Raw genomic sequence first — 11989 nt, forward strand, 5'->3', positions numbered from 1 at the left:
GCCTACTTCGCCTTCCCCGCCGCCGCCACCTGGTCCAGTATATGCTTGGGCACGGCCGCATAGTGCTTGAATTCCATCGTGTAGGTGGCGCGGCCCTGGGTCAGCGAACGCAAGGTTGTCGAGTAACCGAACATTTCGGCCAGCGGCACCAGGGCCTTGACGATGCGGCCCGCGCCGCCGGGAATGTCGTCGACGCCCTGCACCATGCCGCGCCGGGCCGTCAAGTCGCCCATGACGTTGCCCATGAACTCTTCCGGCGTTTCCGCCTCCACCTGCATCATCGGTTCCAGCAGCACAGGATGGGCCTTGCGCATGCCATCCTTGAAGGCGATGGAGCCGGCCATGCGGAACGCGTTTTCGTTCGAATCGACGTCGTGGTAGGAACCGAAGGTCAGCGTCGCCTTGACGTCGACGACCGGATAGCCGGCCAGCACGCCCGACTTCAAGGTTTCGACGATGCCCTTGTCGACGGCCGGAATGAATTCGCGCGGCACCACGCCGCCCTTGATGGCGTCGACGAATTGATAACCGGTGCCTGGCGGCAAGGGTTCCAGCTTGAGCACCACGTGGCCGTACTGGCCCCGTCCGCCCGATTGCTTGACGAACTTGCCCTCGATATCGTCCACCGCGCGCGTGATGGTTTCCCGGTACGCCACTTGCGGCTTGCCGACATTGGCTTCCACGCCGAATTCGCGCCGCATGCGGTCAACCAGAATTTCCAGGTGCAACTCGCCCATGCCCGACATGATGGTCTGGCCCGATTCCTCGTCCGTATGCACCCGGAACGACGGATCTTCCTGCGCCAGGCGGTTCAGGGCGATGCCCATCTTTTCCTGGTCAGGCTTGGTCTTGGGTTCGACCGCCTGGGAAATCACGGGTTCCGGGAAAATCATCTTTTCCAGCACGATGATGTGGTCGATGGCGCACAGGGTGTCGCCCGTGGTGACGGCTTTCAGGCCCACGGCGGCGGCGATGTCGCCCGCATACACTTCCTTGATTTCCTTGCGCTCGTTCGCATGCATCTGCAGGATGCGCCCCAGCCGCTCGCGCGCGCTCTTGGTGGGGTTGTAGACCATGTCGCCCGAATTCACCACGCCCGAATACACGCGGAAGAAGGTCAGCTGCCCCACGAACGGGTCCGTCATGATCTTGAAGGCCAGGGCCGAGAAATGCTCGTCGTCCGTCGGGTGGCGCTCCACCTCGTTGTCGTGCTCGTCGTGGCCCATGATGGGCGGCACTTCCATCGGTGACGGCAGGTATTCGATGACGGCGTCGAGCATCGCCTGCACGCCCTTGTTCTTGAAGGCGCTGCCGCACAGCATGGGCACGATTTCATTGCGGATGGTGCGCGCGCGCAAGGCCTGCTTCAGCTCCGCTTCCGTGAACGTATCGCCATTCAGGTAGCGTTCCGTCATCTCCAGCGTGGCTTCGGCCGCCTGCTCGACCAGGTGCTCGTGCCATTCCTGCGCCTGGGCCAGCAGCTCGGCGGGAATTTCGCCATAGCTGAACTGCACGCCCTGGCTGGCGTCATCCCAGGTGATGGCGCGCATTTTCAGCAAGTCGATGACGCCCGTGAAATGCTCTTCCGCGCCGATGGGCAGCTGGATGGGCACGGCCACGCCTTTCAGGCGCTCGGCGATCTGCTTGCGCACGCGCAAGAAATCCGCCCCCACCCGGTCCATCTTGTTGATGAAGGCGATGCGCGGCACATGGTATTTGTTGGCTTGCCGCCAGACGGTTTCCGATTGCGGCTGCACGCCGCCGACGGCGTCGTAGACCATCACGGCGCCGTCGAGCACGCGCATCGAGCGTTCGACCTCGATCGTGAAATCCACGTGGCCCGGCGTATCGATGATGTTGATGCGGTGTTCGGGGAAGTTGCCGGCCATGCCTTTCCAGAAGGCCGTGGTGGCGGCCGAGGTGATGGTGATGCCCCGTTCCTGCTCCTGCTCCATCCAGTCCATGGTGGCGGCGCCGTTGTGCACTTCGCCGATCTTGTGATTCACCCCGGTGTAAAACAGGATGCGCTCGGTAGTGGTGGTCTTGCCGGCGTCGATATGGGCGCTGATGCCGATGTTGCGGTAGCGCTCGATAGGTGTTTTGCGGGTCATCACAATCTCCATGGCTAGCCCGGCGCGCCAGTGTCAGCACCGGTTTTCCAGTGTAGCAGACATCGATTTGGGCGGCACGGCGGCAAACCGTTTACCAGGCGCACAACACTGTCGGCCGCGCGCACGGTAGCCGCACGGGGAAAACAAGGTAATCCGCTATACTTTCATAAGTATTAATCTAATAAAGATTAATCAGGATCAAGACGCACGGTAATTTATCGTGTAAGGCGACGCCGCCGGCATGCAGCCCAGGTGCGCACCGAACGACATGCCCCACTCAGCCTATGACTATCCGACTAAGAAAAATAATTCTCTCTTCCCTGCTGGCGTCGCCGGCGCTGGCCATGGCCGGCGAACTGGAACAGCAAATGCAGCGTTGCGCCGTGCTCGGTGACGCCAGCGCCCGCCTCGGTTGCTTCGACACCTTGGCCAAGGCGGCGGAAAAGGCCACCATCGCCGCCGGCGGCGATCCCGCCACGGCGGCGGTCACCCTGGCGGCAGCCGCCGAAGTCGCCCCCCTCACGTTTGTCAGCCCGCCTGGCGTGGCCACGCCGGACGCCGTCAACGCCGCCATTCCGGCCATCGCGCAGGCTGGCGCGGCGCCGCCGGAAGCGCCGATTTCGCGCACGCAACAGTCCTGGGAGCTGAACGACGCCTCGAAACGGGGACTGTTCAATTTCCGCCCCCACCGCGACACCTATCTGTTGCTGGCCAATTACAGTGACGCGTCCAATGACGAACCGTTCCAGGATTTCACGCCAGCCGGCATCAAGAGCCAGCACGTGGAATTGACGTTCCAGCTGAGCTTCAAGATGAAGCTGCTGGAAGACATCGCCGGCACGCCCATCGACATGTGGTTCGGCTACACGCAGCAAAGTTTCTGGCAGGCATACAACCGCAAGGCGTCGAGTCCGTTCCGCGAGACCAATTACCAGCCGGAACTGATGCTGGTCATGCCGATCAACAAGAATTTCGCGGGCATCGAATTCAATTACCTGAACTTCGGCCTCGTGCACCAGTCCAACGGCCAGACGTCGACCCTGTCGCGCAGCTGGAACCGCGTGTATGCCGAGCTGGGCATGGAGAAGGATAACCTGGCCGTCGCGGCGCGCGTCTGGCACCGCCTCGACAATAGCGCGGTCGACAATGACAATATCGACATCACCGATTACCTGGGACATGGCGACTTGCGCGTGAGCTACCGCAACAAGGGGCACGAGTACGCCGTGACGGCGCGCCGCAATTTCAGCAAGAAGCATGGCTCCATGCAGGCAAGCTGGGCTTTCCCTTTGAAGGCCAACCTGAAAGGCTATCTGCAGCTGTTCTCCGGCTATGGCCAGAGCTTGATCGACTACAACTATTCGCAGAAATCGATCGGCGCCGGCTTCATGGTTGACCTGTAAGCGGCACCTCAACGACAAATGGCGCCGAGGGCGCCATTTTTTATTGCGGAAACGTAAATCTCAACGCCGCCCGCCGCCCAGCACGCGGGCCGGCAGCATGACGATGGCGCGCAGCAATTCGAACACGCCTTCCATGCCGATGCCGATCAAGCGGAATGGCAGCAACAGCAGCCAGGCCAGCGGATACAGCACGAGAGCCAGCAAGGCCAGGGGCCAGCACACCAGCAAGAGCAGCAGCCACAGCACGAATCCCAGCATTGCGTTCCCCCTAGAATGAAATGTGCGGAGCAAGCCGTGCTTGCCCCGCTACCGTGAAAGCACTATAGTAAAGCGCCGCGACGGCGGCAACGGCCATGCGATGAACTGCGTACAGCGGGGATGAACGGTACGAAAACGGGAATGAACGGGGCTTATTGACCGACGCAAATCACTTTCGTGACGTATTCATGCGCATTCGGCTTCTTGCTGGTGGCCCATTTGATGGCCTGGTTGGCATCTTCGATGGTCATGACGGTGGCCTTGTCCTTCGACTTGATGAAGGACACGCCTTCAAACACGCCTTCCTTGCTGCGCATTACCTTGGCAAACACGGGCGGCCTGGTCTCGCCATCGCTGATTTTGTTCTGTTGCACGAGGTAACGCTGATCGATCTGTTCCATGATAGTAAAGCTGTCCAGTGGGTAAAAGACGAAATATACCCTGAATGGACAAACGCCGCAGGATGAAATCGCTGCGGCGTTGCCTTTACATTAATGATGCTTACGCATACACGGCACTCTGCGTCACCGGCTGCAAGTTGACATCGTAGATCACCTGCGCGCGGATCGACGCTTCCAGCGAGGGAATCGAGCCGCCCGCACGGTACTGGAAACTCACCTGCAGCACGTCGCCCGCCTTCACGGCGATCGGCGTGGACAGCGGCAAGCACATGTAGTGGTTCAGCCAGTCGATGGTGGTCGAACGCTCGGGCACGACGGCCAGGATGTTCTTGGTGACGAAACGCAAGGCGTTCAGGGTGCCGCTGCGCTCGACGACAAACTTGCCGTCGAAGCCGAACACGCTGTCCGTCGGCTGGCTGAAGTCGATGATGCTGTAGACGGAAGGTGGCGCCAGTTCCTGTACGCCAGGGTGGATGGCCGTGGTTTCCTGGAATTGCACGATGGGCGCATAAAAACCCTCGAAATCGTATTCCTGCTGCATCGGCTGCACGGCCATGATGACGGCTTCGGGCAGGAAGATGGGCAGCGGGCCGCCGAAACGGGCCAGGTAGCGGCGCTTGAACGATTCGATCACTTCCACCTGTTTTTCGCGCAGCATGCCGACATGGATCATTTCGCAAATGACCACATCGACGGGCTCCGGCGGCAGGTACTCGAAGGCGTCCGCGTGGACGACTTCGACTTTTTCACCGTTGGGGTTGAGCGCCAGCATCTTGCGCGCTTCCTTGACCATGTCCGGATTGAATTCCACGCACCACACCTTGTCGGCGCGCGCGGCCGCAAACCACGACAGCACGCCCGTGCCGCCGCCCAGTTCCAGCACCTTCATGCCGGGTTTTACCGCATAATCGATCGCCGACTTGAACCCGTGCATGCGATTCTGGTCCATCAACATATTGTGGTGGTAATGGACGGGGATAAATTGCCCCAGGTAACAACTCTCGATTTCTCGTTCATTCAGCATGTCTGTCCTCTTGGAGTCTGGCTCCGATGGCCGATCGGTTTTGTCATTCCAGAAAGCAGTGATATCGCACGGGCTGCGCGAGGGGCGGCGACAATACAGCCGGCGCCTGACGGTGATGTGATGACCCATGCGAGGTATCTCCTGATTAATGCGACACAATCATTATCGTTAATCGGCAGGGAGAACAAAGGGCTGAGGTGAGAGGCAATTCCATGCCAGTTTCAGCGCTGGCATGGAAAGTATTGAAATTAAAACATTACTTGCGGGCTGCACGCGCCTTCTGTGCCGCTTCGATGATGGCGACCACGCCGGGCTTGTCGCCCGCCTGGGCGAACTGCACGGCCGTCCACCCATGGTCGCTTTTCAGGCTGGCGTCCGCGCCCCAGGACAGCAGCAGCTTGACGGCGCCTTCCTGGCCTTCGCGGGCGGCAAACATCAGCGGCGTGATATTCGCGGGGGCGCGCGCATCGACCATGGCGTCGCGGTCGAGCAATATCTTCATGATGGGCAAGTCGCCAGCCGAGGCCGCATAGTGCAGCGCCGTCCAGCCGCTCTGGTTGACCTTGGCGCCCTTGGCCAGCAAGGCGTTCACGGCTTCCAGCTTGTGCTTGTAGGCTGCCATCATCAGCGCCGTGTTGCCGTTGGCCGAACGGGCTTCGATGTCGATGCCGGGCGCATCGAGCAATACCTGGAACACCCGGTCCGCATCGTCGCGCAAGGCCAGCACGAGGGGAATGTCGCCCCGCTGCGCGTCAGGCTGGTTCGGACTCATGCCTTCCGCCAGCATGCTGCGCACGCCGCTGACATTATTGACGGAGACGGCGCGGAAAAAAGCATCGGGTTCCGGCGCCGCGTGGCTGGCGGTGGTGCAGCACAGCAGCATCGCCAACGCGAGTTTTTTCATCATGTCTGACCTTAAGAAGTTACGGCAACTGATTGAATAACTTGAAGAAATTATCCGTCGTCTGGCGCGCCACCTGGTCCAGGGGGATGCCTTTCAAGGTCGACAGGTATTCCGCCACGTGGGCCACATAGCCGGGCTCGTTCATGCGGCCGCGGAACGGCACCGGCGCCAGATACGGCGAATCCGTCTCGATGAGGATGCGCTCGAGCGGCACTTCCAGGGCCACGGCCTGCAAGTCTTTCGCGCTCTTGAACGTGACGATGCCGGAAAAGGAAATATAGAAGCCCATGTCGATGGCCGCGCGCGCCACTTCCAGGGATTCCGTAAAGCAATGCATGACGCCGGCCACGCCGCCGTCCGACACGCCCGCACCCTCTTCGCGCATGATGCGTATGGTGTCTTCGCTAGCCGCTCTTGTGTGAATAATCAAGGGCTTGCGCGTGATTCTTGAAGCTTTGATGTGAGTGCGGAAACGCTCGCGCTGCCACTCCAGGTCGCCCGTCAAACGGAAATAGTCGAGGCCCGTCTCGCCGATGGCGATGATCTTCGGATGATCGGCCAGACGGACCAGGTCTTCCACGGACGGTTCAGGCGTGTCCTCGTAATCGGGATGCACGCCGACGGAAGCAAAGATATGCGGATACTGCTCGGCCAGGGCCAGCACCTGTGGAAAGTCCGGCAAGTCGACGGACACGCACAAGGCATGGGTCACCTTGTTCTCGGCCATCTTGGCCAGGATCTCGGGCATGCGAGCAGCCAGCTCGGGGAAATTGATATGGCAATGGGAATCGATATACATAAGGCGGGATTGTACCGGAGCACGGGAAAACTGGCAGGGGGAAGACGCAAATCCGTGCTGCCGCCGACTGCTCCCGCGTGGTTCGCCTACTGCCCCTCCGGCGGCTGCCACAGCTCCACCTTATTGCCTTCGGGATCGATGACCCAGCCGAACTGGCCATATTCGGAATCGGGCGCCTTTTCCAGCACGTTGCAACCTTCGTCGCGCAAGGCTTGCAGCAGCGCGTCGAGGTCGTCGACGCGGTAGTTGATCATGAAGGAGGCCTTGCCGGGGGCGAATTGCTCGCTATCCTTGGCCGCGACGGACCAGATGGTGGTGCCGGCACTGGGTTTGCCGTCGGCGTCCGTCCAGGTGAAGGCGGCGCCGCCCCAAGGCTGCACGTCCAGGCCCAGGTGGCGCTGGTACCAGGCGCGCAGCGCGGCCGGGTCTTGCGCGTGGAAAAAGATGCCGCCGATGCCAGTGACTCGTTTCATTTGACGCCTCCGGTGCGGCGCTGCCGCGTGGTTTGCAAGGATGACTGACTGTAACACCGCGTTCCCGGCATGGCAAACGGACCTGGCGGGGGAAGTGGCCAGCCTTGACTGGCATGGCTAGGCTAGGCTAGGCAAAAATATTATCAAGATGTATAGTGGCTTGCCGAAGTGCAACCATGGGGTTGCGCGCGGAACCGTGGAGAGTGTTCATGCTGAAAGTTGCCGGCCCTTTGATACTGTTGGCCAGCCTGGCCCTGACAGCGCATGCGCAAGACAAGCGCGATGCGCCGAAGGCCATCCCCGATGCCGGACTGTGCCATCCCGTCTGCGCCTCGGCGCGCCAGGATTGCCGCGCACAAGCGCAAGGCGCCACGGAAAACGATACCAGCCCCATGCTGTTGATGAAGCCGAGCAGCAATCCCTACGTTGCCGCTGGCAAAGAAGCCGGCGCCCAGTCGCAGCAGTTGCGCCCGACCGAGGCCGAAGCCTTCCGCGCCCGGCGCGCCGAGCGCCAGCAAGCGTGCGAAGTGCAGTACCGCAGTTGCACGCGCACCTGCGGCTAAGTCATTCCAAACCGGCAAAAAAACGCACAATCCGGATTAACTTGGCAGCGCAAGTGTTTGATTTTATTGGCAACTGGATGCGTAGTCGAGCAGCATGTCTTCCAGGAACAGCTTGGGCGACAGCGGATGCTCGGCAATCGCCCGGCGTTCGTTGGCGGCCTTGATGGCGGCCATCAAACGGCTCACGTTGATGCGTCCCGCCAACGCTTCCAGTTCGCGCCGGTGGCGCGGGTAGTAGCGAATGGTGCCGGACAGCTTGACTGAAAACACGTCGTACAGCCAGCGCTGCAAGGAAGCGACCAGCGGCGCCAGCGGCGCTTTCTGCAATTTATCGGCCGCTTTCAGGGCCGCTTCCACGCCAGGATTGGCCAAGACTTGCAACAATTGTTCCGTCTCTTCGCGGCCACCCGATTCGGACTGGGCCAGTGCGGCCAGCGGCGCGCCGCCCTGCTCGCGCAGCCAACTGTCCGCATCGTTCAAGCCTTGTTGCTTGAGCCACGTCAAGGCTTGCTCGTGGCTGGGCATCGGCAAGGCAAATTTCCTGCAGCGCGACAATATCGTCGGCAGCAGGCGGTCCAGGCTGTTCGATGCCAACAGGAACAGGGTGCCCGGCGGCGGCTCTTCCAGCGTCTTCAGCAAGGCATTCGAGGCGGGCGTGTTCAGCGCCTCGGCCGGGTACAGCACCACCACGCGCAAGCCTTGGCGGTGCGTGGAAATGTTCATGAAGTCGGCCAGGTTGCGGATCTGCTCGATCTTGATGTCTTTCGACGGCGTCTTGGTCTTGGCGCTTTTCTTCGCGCCTTCGCCCTCTTCGCCATCGTCCGCCACGTCGTCTTCCAGCGCTTCCGGACGGACCCGGCGGTAATCGGGATGGTTGCCCTGGCTAAACCAGCCGCACGAGGCGCAGGCGCCGCAGGCATGGCCGTCGGCGCGCACGTCTTCGCACAGCAATGCTTGCGCGAAATGCTCGATGAAGTCGGCCTTGCCGATGCCCTGGGCGCCATGGAACAGGATGGCGTGCGGCATGCGCGGGCGCAAGGCTTGCAATTGCTGCCAGGCGTCCTGTTGCCACGGATAGAGAGAAATCGTCATTTTATTCTTTGCAAATCAACACGTTGCGATGCTTTTCTCAAGTAACACGTCAAGCAGCTGCGCCAGTTGTACTTGAATATCGGCAATGCTTTGCGTGGAATCGATGATGCGGAAACGCTGCGGGAACTGGGCCGCGCGGCGCAGATACTCGTTGCGCGTGGCGGCGAAGAAGTCCGATCGCTCCTGCTCGAACTTGTCCAGCGCACGCGTGGCGTCCAGGCGGGCACGGGCGACGGCCAGCGGCACGTCGAACAGGAACGTCAGGTCCGGCTGCAGGTGCGGGTGCACCCACGCTTCCAGTTGCTCCATCTTGCGCAAATCCATGCCGCGCCCGCCGCCCTGGTAGGCGAAGCTGGCATCGCTGAACCGGTCGGAAATGACCCATTCGCCGCGCTCCAGCGCGGGGGCGATGACTTGCGCGATGTGTTCGCGGCGGCTGGCGAACATCAGCAAGGCTTCCGTTTCCAGGTGCATCTTTTCATGCAGCAGCAGTTCTCGCAGCTTTTCGCCCAAGCTGGTACCGCCCGGTTCGCGCGACGAGACGAGGGTCACGCCCCGCTGCTGCAGGTAGTCGGTGACAAAGCCGATATGCGTCGACTTGCCCGCGCCATCGATGCCTTCGAAGGTGATGAAACGGGGTTGATAGTGTGGTGTCATGAAGCTTCTAGTTTGAAATAATTAACGCTGGTATTGATTCACGGCGCGGTTATGGTCGGGCAAGTTGGCCGAGAACTGGCTGGTGCCGTCGCCGCGCGCGACGAAATACAGCGCCTGCGTGCGGGCCGGCGCCAGCGCCGCCGTCAGCGATTGCGCGCCAGCCAGGGCGATCGGCGTGGGCGGCAAGCCGCCGCGCGTATAGGTATTGTACGGGGTGTCCGCTTCCAGGTCGCGTTTGCGGATCTTGCCCTGGTAGTTGTCGCCCATGCCATAGATCACGGTCGGGTCCGTCTGCAGCAGCATGCCTGTTTTCAGGCGGTTGACGAACACGCCGGCGATCATGGCGCGCTCGGACTTTTGTCCCGTTTCCTTTTCCACGATGGAGGCCATGATCAGTGCCTCGTACGGGTTTTTATACGGCAAGGCCGGATCGCGCTTGTCCCACGCTTCGGACAGGCGGCCGATCATGGCCGCGTGCGCCTGCCTGAAAATCTGCATTTCGCTGGCGCCCTTGGCGAACAGATACGTATCCGGGAAGAACAAGCCTTCCGGCAACACATATTCCGGGCTGATTTTCGCCATCAGTTCCTTGTCGGACAGGCCCACGGTATCGTGCTTGAGACCGGCATGGTTGGCCATGGCCATACGCATCTGCTTGAAAGTCCAGCCTTCGATGATGGTCAGCGATTCTTGCGCGAACTCGCCGCGCGCCAGTTGCGTGATCAAACGCTGCGGCGTGGTGCCCGGTTTCAATTCGTAGGAACCGGCCTTGATCTTCGAGGTCTTGCCTTCGATGCGCGCCAGCATGTTGAACAGGATGGGCACGATGGGCACGCCCGCGTCCGCGATCTGCTGGCCGGCCGCATGCGCGCCGCTGCCCGGCGCGATCGTAAACGGAATCGCGTCGCCGTCCGTGGTGATGGGCTGCTGCGCCCAGTACACAAAAGTACCACCGACGCCGATGGCGGCGATGACCGAGCTGACTACAAGTTTTTTAAAGAAAGCCATTGTTCCGATTCTTGTGATGCGGGCGCTGATGGCCAACGTCCGCTTGTTATGATCGTTCATTTGTGAAGCAAGTGCGCGCAAAGCGGCGCCAACACTGGCAATCTTGCCGCTGCCGACGCAATCTGCCCGACATCACTATAATGAACCCGTAATGATAATGCTTAATCGCTGATCTAATGGAAATTATGAATAACTGGAATCAATTTTTAACCGCACAAGGCGCCCGCCCCGTTGCCACCGATGGCGCGCCTGACAGCACCGCCCCCATCGCCGCCCCCCCTATCGCCGACTTCGGCCAGTCCCTGACAGTGCCCCAACTGCAAGAAGGTTTTGTCGCGGCCATCACGGACCAGGGCTTGATCGGCTTGAACGGCGACGAGGCAGCCAGTTTCCTGCACGGCCAGCTGACCAACGACGTGGAACACCTGAGCCCGGAGCAAGTGCGCCTGGCCGGCTACTGCACGCCGAAAGGCCGGATGCTGGCCAGTTTCCTGATGTGGCGCAACGCCACCACCATTTATCTGCAATTGCCGCGCGCCATACAGCCAGCCATCCAGAAGCGGCTGCAGATGTTCGTGCTGCGCGCCAAGGCCAAGCTGCACGATGCCTCCGGCGACGAAGCGAACCAGGTCGTGCTGGGCCTGGGCGGCAAGCACGCCAACGCGGCCCTGTCCGCCTGGTTCCCCGTCCTGCCCGCCACGCCGTTCAGCAAGGTCGAACACGCGTCCGGCACCCTGCTGCGCGTGGCCGACGCCTTCGGCAGCCCCCGCTATGAATGGCTGACGTCGGCCGCCACGGCGCGCGACGCGTGGACGCCATTGACGACGCAGCTGGCCAAGGGCGGCAATGACGCCTGGCATTTGTCGGACATCCACGCCGGCATCCCGCAGATCACGGCCGCCACGCAAGAGCAATTCGTGCCGCAAATGGTCAATTTCGAGCTGCTGGGCGGCGTCAATTTCAAGAAAGGCTGCTACCCGGGCCAGGAAATCGTCGCGCGCAGCCAGTATCTGGGCAAGCTCAAGCGCCGCACCACCCTCGTCAGCATCGCTGACGCAAGCGTCGCCGCCGGTGGCGAACTATTTGCCGTCAGCGACCCCGAGCAGCCTTGCGGCATGGTCGTCAACGCGGCGCCCAACGGCGACGGCGGCATCGACGCCCTCGTCGAAATGAAGCTGGGGGCGATCGAAGAAGGTTCAAGCGCCGCCGGCGCCGTGCGCTACGGCTCGGCCCAGGGCGCCGCCGTGCAGTTCCTGTCCATGCCTTACGTGCTCGACGCACTCGACTTGTGAGAAT

General features: G+C 61.5%; 13 protein-coding genes. 3 read left to right on the forward strand and 10 right to left on the reverse strand.

The annotated features are described in order from the left end of the window. Nucleotides 1-2: 2 nt before the first annotated feature. Entirely contained in the window at nucleotides 3-2111 is a 2109-nt protein-coding gene (fusA, locus tag O3300_RS03375; RefSeq protein ID WP_289904905.1) for an elongation factor G, read from the reverse strand. 284 nt (nucleotides 2112-2395) lie between these two features. Between fusA and O3300_RS03380 the strand changes: the two genes are divergently transcribed. After that, complete coding sequence (locus O3300_RS03380; protein ID WP_251348638.1) at nucleotides 2396-3514, forward strand: phospholipase A; 1119 nt, start codon at nucleotides 2396-2398, stop codon at nucleotides 3512-3514. Nucleotides 3515-3574: 60 nt separating this feature from the next. On the opposite strand, the gene O3300_RS03385 is transcribed toward O3300_RS03380, so the two are convergent. The 6 genes from O3300_RS03385 to O3300_RS03410 form a co-directional block, all read right to left on the reverse strand. Continuing rightward, nucleotides 3575-3772, reverse strand: coding sequence for a hypothetical protein (locus O3300_RS03385; protein WP_305052038.1), 198 nt, complete (start codon nucleotides 3770-3772; stop codon nucleotides 3575-3577). Between the two features lie 152 nt (nucleotides 3773-3924). Continuing rightward, complete coding sequence (locus O3300_RS03390; protein ID WP_092708370.1) at nucleotides 3925-4173, reverse strand: hypothetical protein; 249 nt, start codon at nucleotides 4171-4173, stop codon at nucleotides 3925-3927. 100 nt (nucleotides 4174-4273) lie between these two features. Beyond that, nucleotides 4274-5197 carry a methyltransferase domain-containing protein gene (locus O3300_RS03395; RefSeq protein ID WP_305052039.1) on the reverse strand — a complete coding sequence of 308 codons (924 nt, stop codon included), beginning with the start codon at nucleotides 5195-5197 and terminating at the stop codon, nucleotides 4274-4276. 256 nt (nucleotides 5198-5453) lie between these two features. After that, a complete protein-coding gene (locus O3300_RS03400) occupies nucleotides 5454-6104 on the reverse strand; it encodes an ankyrin repeat domain-containing protein (protein WP_305052040.1) in 651 nt (216 codons plus the stop codon). A gap of 16 nt (nucleotides 6105-6120) precedes the next feature. Next, complete coding sequence (locus O3300_RS03405) at nucleotides 6121-6900, reverse strand: TatD family hydrolase (RefSeq protein WP_077404693.1); 780 nt, start codon at nucleotides 6898-6900, stop codon at nucleotides 6121-6123. Nucleotides 6901-6986: 86 nt separating this feature from the next. Continuing rightward, entirely contained in the window at nucleotides 6987-7373 is a 387-nt protein-coding gene (locus O3300_RS03410; protein ID WP_305052041.1) for a VOC family protein, read from the reverse strand. A 209-nt stretch (nucleotides 7374-7582) separates the two neighbouring features. Between O3300_RS03410 and O3300_RS03415 the strand changes: the two genes are divergently transcribed. After that, nucleotides 7583-7936 carry a hypothetical protein gene (locus O3300_RS03415; RefSeq protein WP_305052042.1) on the forward strand — a complete coding sequence of 118 codons (354 nt, stop codon included), beginning with the start codon at nucleotides 7583-7585 and terminating at the stop codon, nucleotides 7934-7936. Between the two features lie 63 nt (nucleotides 7937-7999). On the opposite strand, the gene O3300_RS03420 is transcribed toward O3300_RS03415, so the two are convergent. Genes O3300_RS03420 through mltG form a run of 3 tightly spaced genes read right to left on the reverse strand, consistent with a single transcriptional unit; the run spans nucleotide 8000 to nucleotide 10693 of the window. Continuing rightward, nucleotides 8000-9028 carry a DNA polymerase III subunit delta' gene (locus O3300_RS03420; RefSeq protein ID WP_305052043.1) on the reverse strand — a complete coding sequence of 343 codons (1029 nt, stop codon included), beginning with the start codon at nucleotides 9026-9028 and terminating at the stop codon, nucleotides 8000-8002. A gap of 15 nt (nucleotides 9029-9043) precedes the next feature. After that, nucleotides 9044-9685, reverse strand: coding sequence for a dTMP kinase (gene tmk / locus O3300_RS03425; RefSeq protein WP_289897839.1), 642 nt, complete (start codon nucleotides 9683-9685; stop codon nucleotides 9044-9046). 21 nt (nucleotides 9686-9706) lie between these two features. Beyond that, nucleotides 9707-10693 carry an endolytic transglycosylase MltG gene (gene mltG, locus O3300_RS03430; protein ID WP_305052044.1) on the reverse strand — a complete coding sequence of 329 codons (987 nt, stop codon included), beginning with the start codon at nucleotides 10691-10693 and terminating at the stop codon, nucleotides 9707-9709. A gap of 176 nt (nucleotides 10694-10869) precedes the next feature. Between mltG and O3300_RS03435 the strand changes: the two genes are divergently transcribed. After that, a complete protein-coding gene (locus O3300_RS03435; RefSeq protein ID WP_305052045.1) occupies nucleotides 10870-11985 on the forward strand; it encodes a folate-binding protein YgfZ in 1116 nt (371 codons plus the stop codon). Nucleotides 11986-11989: the final 4 nt, after the last annotated feature.

Source organism: Janthinobacterium sp. SUN206 (genome assembly GCF_030587305.1).
GTDB classification, from domain to species: domain Bacteria; phylum Pseudomonadota; class Gammaproteobacteria; order Burkholderiales; family Burkholderiaceae_D; genus Janthinobacterium; species Janthinobacterium kumbetense.

Bases quoted from the DNA above. Each gene is read 5' to 3' on its own strand.
- O3300_RS03395 (WP_305052039.1), bottom strand. From the start codon at position 5,197: ATGCTGAATGAACGAGAAATCGAGAGTTGTTACCTGGGGCAATTTATC.
- O3300_RS03415 (WP_305052042.1), top strand. From the start codon at position 7,583: ATGCTGAAAGTTGCCGGCCCTTTGATACTGTTGGCCAGCCTGGCCCTG.
- mltG (WP_305052044.1), bottom strand. From the start codon at position 10,693: ATGGCTTTCTTTAAAAAACTTGTAGTCAGCTCGGTCATCGCCGCCATC.
- O3300_RS03420 (WP_305052043.1), bottom strand. From the start codon at position 9,028: ATGACGATTTCTCTCTATCCGTGGCAACAGGACGCCTGGCAGCAATTG.
- fusA (WP_289904905.1), bottom strand. From the start codon at position 2,111: ATGACCCGCAAAACACCTATCGAGCGCTACCGCAACATCGGCATCAGC.
- O3300_RS03390 (WP_092708370.1), bottom strand. From the start codon at position 4,173: ATGGAACAGATCGATCAGCGTTACCTCGTGCAACAGAACAAAATCAGC.
- O3300_RS03410 (WP_305052041.1), bottom strand. From the start codon at position 7,373: ATGAAACGAGTCACTGGCATCGGCGGCATCTTTTTCCACGCGCAAGAC.
- O3300_RS03405 (WP_077404693.1), bottom strand. From the start codon at position 6,900: ATGTATATCGATTCCCATTGCCATATCAATTTCCCCGAGCTGGCTGCT.
- tmk (WP_289897839.1), bottom strand. From the start codon at position 9,685: ATGACACCACACTATCAACCCCGTTTCATCACCTTCGAAGGCATCGAT.
- O3300_RS03385 (WP_305052038.1), bottom strand. From the start codon at position 3,772: ATGCTGGGATTCGTGCTGTGGCTGCTGCTCTTGCTGGTGTGCTGGCCC.
- O3300_RS03435 (WP_305052045.1), top strand. From the start codon at position 10,870: ATGGAAATTATGAATAACTGGAATCAATTTTTAACCGCACAAGGCGCC.
- O3300_RS03400 (WP_305052040.1), bottom strand. From the start codon at position 6,104: ATGATGAAAAAACTCGCGTTGGCGATGCTGCTGTGCTGCACCACCGCC.
- O3300_RS03380 (WP_251348638.1), top strand. From the start codon at position 2,396: ATGACTATCCGACTAAGAAAAATAATTCTCTCTTCCCTGCTGGCGTCG.